The 4,135-nt window shown below is 69.1% G+C and carries 5 protein-coding genes; 4 read left to right on the top strand and 1 reads right to left on the bottom strand.

The window, feature by feature from the left end:
- From BW39_RS02690 to BW39_RS02675, 4 genes are all read left to right on the top strand, one after another.
- Window positions 1-532 (top strand): 3-keto-5-aminohexanoate cleavage protein (locus BW39_RS02690; RefSeq protein ID WP_043819593.1); only part of this gene is annotated, 532 nt, incomplete at its 5' end.
- 14 nt (window positions 533-546) lie between these two features.
- Entirely contained in the window at window positions 547-1,515 is a 969-nt protein-coding gene (locus tag BW39_RS02685) for a Bug family tripartite tricarboxylate transporter substrate binding protein (protein ID WP_026062972.1), read from the top strand.
- 39 nt (window positions 1,516-1,554) lie between these two features.
- Window positions 1,555-2,526, top strand: coding sequence for a quinone oxidoreductase family protein (locus tag BW39_RS02680; RefSeq protein WP_013803808.1), 972 nt, complete (start codon window positions 1,555-1,557; stop codon window positions 2,524-2,526).
- A gap of 12 nt (window positions 2,527-2,538) precedes the next feature.
- Window positions 2,539-3,621, top strand: coding sequence for an AraC family transcriptional regulator (locus BW39_RS02675; protein ID WP_043819591.1), 1,083 nt, complete (start codon window positions 2,539-2,541; stop codon window positions 3,619-3,621).
- Window positions 3,622-3,625: 4 nt separating this feature from the next.
- On the opposite strand, the gene BW39_RS02670 is transcribed toward BW39_RS02675, so the two are convergent.
- Window positions 3,626-4,135, bottom strand: a 510-nt coding sequence (locus tag BW39_RS02670) for a 3-keto-5-aminohexanoate cleavage protein (protein WP_043819588.1), incomplete at its 5' end; no start/stop codon positions are given.

The following is a 4,135-nucleotide window of genomic DNA, read 5'->3' as shown; positions in this document are numbered from 1 at the left end:
CGAGGAGCACATCCGGCGCCTGTCGGCCGCCGGCATCCAGAGCGCCTTCCAGTGCTACAACATCAACAGCTTCGAGTCGGTGGAGCGGCTCATGCGCCGGGGCATCTACAAAGGCCCGCTGGTGATGAACTGGGTGGCGATTGGCGGCGGCATGGACGCGCCCAGCATCTACAGCCTGGCCAACTTCGTGCGCGCCGTGCCCGATGGCGCCGTGCTCACGGTGGAAAGCTCGGTGCTCAATGTGCTGCCCGTGAACATGATGGGCATCGCCATGGGGCTGCATGTGCGCTGCGGCACCGAGGACAACCTCTGGAACCAGCGCCGCACGGCCAAGATGGGCACGGTGGCGCAGATCGAGCAGCTGGTGCGCATCGCAGGCGAGTTCGGCCGCCCCATCGCCACGGCGCAACAGGCGCGGGAGATCTGCCGGATCGGCCAGTTCTACGGCACCGTGGAAGAGACGCTGGCGGCCAACGGCTTCGCGCCCAACCGCAACGGCGCCCAGCAGGGATTTCTGCGCAAGGCCGCCTGAACCGGGAGCCCATGATGCAACGCATGCCCCCCTGGACTGCCATCGCCCTGGCCGCCTCGCTGCTGGCCGGTGGCGCCCACGCCTTCGGCGACAAGCCGGTCCGGCTCATCGTGCCGGCGCCGCCCGGCGGCACCATCGATGTGTTCGCGCGCATCATCAGCGACCAGCTGGCGCAGGAGATACGCCAGCCCGTCATCGTCGAGAACCGGCCCGGCGCCGGTGGCGCCATCGCCGTCAAGCACATGCTGTCCCAGCCGGCCGACGGCAGCACGCTGCTGGTGACGGTGACCAACATCCTCACCGAGGTGCCCCATGTGCTCAAGGTCGGCTTCGACCCCATGAAGGACGTGCGGCCCGTGGCGCAGATGGCGCGCTCGGTGATGCTGTTCATCGCCTCGCCGCAGTTTCCCGCGCGCGACGGGGCCGAGGCCATCGCCTACGTGAAGGCCCACCCGGGCACGCTGTCGTTCGCCTCGTACAGCCAGGGGACGGCCTCGCAGTACGCAGGCGCCATCCTCAACAGAAGGGCCCACCTGGACATGGAGCATGTGGCCTTCCCGGGCTCGGCGCCCGCGCTGGCCCAGGTCATGGGCAACCAGATCCCGCTCATGTTCGACGGATCGGTCACCTCCAAGCCGCTGATCGCGGGCGGCAAGGTCAGGCTGCTGGCCGTGGCCTACAAGAGCCGGCTGCCCGACTACCCGCAGGTGCCCACGCTGGCCGAGCTGGGCTATCCCGAGGTGGATTTCAGCAACTGGAGCGGCGTGTTCGCCTCGGCGCAGACGCCGCGCCCGCTGCTGGAGAAGATCCACGGCGCGCTGGCCCGGGTCAACGCCCGCAAGGCCGTGCGCGAACGCTATGCGGGCACGGGCTTCGAGCCCGTCGAAGGCGATCGCTCGCTGGAGCAGATGTCCACCGACCTGCGCGCCGAGTTCGAGCGCAATGCCGAGATCGTCCGCAACTTCGACATCCGGCTCAACTGATGCAGGGCGCCCCACCCAGGCGCTACACAAGGAGACTCCATGGCAAAGGCCATACGCTTTCATACCACCGGCGGCCCCGAGGTGCTCAGGCTGGAACATGCCGAGGCCGGTGCGCCCGGACCCGGCCAGGCGCGCGTGCGCCACAGTTTCATCGCCGTCAATTTCATCGACATCTATTTCCGCACGGGCCGCTATCCGCTGGCCCTGCCCAATGGCCTGGGCTCGGACGCCGTGGGCGTGGTCGAGGCCGTGGGGGAGGGCGTGACCGAAGTGCGGCCTGGCGACCGCGTGGGCTACCTGATGGGCCCGCAGGGCGCCTACAGCGATGTGCGCGTGATGCCGGCCGAGGTGCTGATCCCGCTGCCTGACGGCATCAGCGACCGCACGGCGGCCACGCTGATGATGAAGGGCATGACGGCGCAGTACCTGTTCCGCCAGGTCCATCCGTTGCAGGGGGGCGAGACCATCCTCTACCACGCGGCGGCCGGCGGCGTGGGGCTGATCGCCTGCCAGTGGGCGCGTGCCCTGGGCGTGACCATGATCGGCACGGTGAGCACCGACGAGAAGGCCGCCGCCGCGCGCGCCAACGGCTGCGCCCACGTCATCGTGACCTCGCGCGAGAACACCGTCGCTCGCGTGATGGAGATCACGGGCGGCAAGGGCGTGCCCGTGGTCTATGACTCGGTGGGCAAGGACACGCTCATGGATTCGCTGGACTGCCTGCAGCCGCGCGGCCGGCTGATCAGCAACGGCACCTCGTCGGGCTCGGTGGTGGTGGACTCCCAGCTGCTGGCCTCCAAGGGATCGATCTGGATGACGCGGCCCGCGATGGTGCACTACATCCAGCCGCGCGCCCACATGCTGGAGATGGCGCGCGAGCTGTTCGACCATGTGCTGGCCGGGCGCATCGCCAGCGAGCCCCAGCAAAGCTTTGCGCTGGCCGATGCGGCCCAGGCGCACCGGGCGCTGGAGTCGCGCCGCACCACGGGCGCGACGGTGCTGATTCCCTGAAATGGACCTGCCATGCAGACCCCTGCGCTCCATGCCATCGGCACCGTGGCCGCAGGCCGCAGGCCCGTCACCTGCGGCCTTATCCGCAGTGCCAGCCTGCATGGCTATGCCGACCTGGTGAAAAGCCTGGGCCATGATCCCGCCGTCCTTGTGCGCGCGGCGGGACTGTCGGCGCGCCTGCTCGACGACCCGGAAACGCTGATTCCCATCCATGCCGTGCGCGAGCTGCTGGAGGTGGCCGCGCGCACCACGGGCACGCAGGATTTCGCGCTGCGCCTGGCGGCGCGGCGCAGCCTGTCCCACCTGGGTCCCATCAGCCTTGTGCTGCAGCAAGAGCCCACGCCGCGCCAGGCGCTGGACACCCTGTGCCGCTACCTCAAGCTGCTGAGTGCGGGCATGTTCGTACGCATCGAGGACGCGGGCTCCGGGGTGCTGGTGCGCCAGGACCTGGTACCCATCGCGGGCATGGCCATGCGCCAATCCATGGAGCTGGCGGTGGGCGTGATGTTTCGCGTGCTGCGCGAGCTGATCGGCGCCCAGTGGCGCCCGCAGCAGGTCAGCTTCGTACACCGCGCACCGGCCGATGCATCGGCCCACCGTGCCTTCTTCGGCGTGACCCCTTTGTTTGACCAGCCTTTCAACGGCATGGTCTGCCGCCTGGCGGATCTGCAACTGCTGCGCGAATGCGGCCAGGCGCAGGGCTCGGGCGTTGCGCGCTTTGCGCGAAGCCATCTGGAGCAGGCGCTGCGCAGCCGGGGCGAAGGCATGCAGGCGGCCTGCAGGGAGCTGATCATTGCACTGCTGCCGGGCGGCCGCTGTACGGCCCAGCAGGTGGCACGCCAGCTGGGAATGGACCGCCGCACGCTGCACCGCCGCCTGCTTGCGGAGGGGCAGACTTTCTCGTCGCTGCTCGACACCCTCCGCAGGGAACTGGTGCTGCGCCATCTGCAAGACGGTAGCCAGCCCCTGGGCGAGGTGGCGGGCCTGCTGGGGTTTGCCGCGCCCAGCGGCTTTTGCCACTGGTTCCGGGCCGCTTTCGGCGCCAGCGTCTCGGACTGGCGCAGGCGGGGGCAGGGACGGATTGGCGAGGCCTAGTGCGTCAGGCGGTCTTGCGCAGAAATCCCTGGTTGCCGCCGTTGCGGTTGGGCGCGAAGCCGTTGGCCGCCAATGTCTCTTCGGGGGTGTCGTAGAACACGCCAATCTTGCTGATGGCGCGCGCCTGTTGCGCCGTGGCGATGGGGCGGCCGAACTCGCGCGCGATGCGCACCAGTTGCTCGATCTGGGAGACCGTGCTGGCCTTGGCGCTGCGCGACTGGTTCCACAGGCAGTCCTCGGTGCCGCAGCGCACGTGCAGGCCCATGGCGATGCCCATCATGTTCACGGGCAGCACGTTGCGCACATTGCTTTCCACGGTGAGCACGGCGCCGTCGGGCACGGCGCGCACGAAATTGGCCAGGCTGTAGATGCTGGGCGCGTCCATGCCGCCGCCAATCGCCACCCAGTTCATCACCAGCGGGCCCTTGTAGATGCCGCGGCGCATGAGCCGCTCCACCGACTCGAAGCTGTTGATGTTGTAGCACTGGAAGGCGCTCTGGATGCCGGCGGCCGA

Source organism: Delftia sp. RIT313, assembly GCF_000632165.1.
GTDB lineage: Bacteria > Pseudomonadota > Gammaproteobacteria > Burkholderiales > Burkholderiaceae_C > Comamonas > Comamonas acidovorans.
The sequence above is the reverse complement of the archived record's forward strand: the minus strand, read 5'-3'. Positions and strand labels throughout refer to the sequence as shown.

Excerpts from the sequence above, each read along its gene's own strand:
- BW39_RS02675 (WP_043819591.1), top strand. The coding sequence starts at position 2,539 with ATGCAGACCCCTGCGCTCCATGCCATCGGCACCGTGGCCGCAGGCCGC.
- BW39_RS02685 (WP_026062972.1), top strand. The coding sequence starts at position 547 with ATGCAACGCATGCCCCCCTGGACTGCCATCGCCCTGGCCGCCTCGCTG.
- BW39_RS02680 (WP_013803808.1), top strand. The coding sequence starts at position 1,555 with ATGGCAAAGGCCATACGCTTTCATACCACCGGCGGCCCCGAGGTGCTC.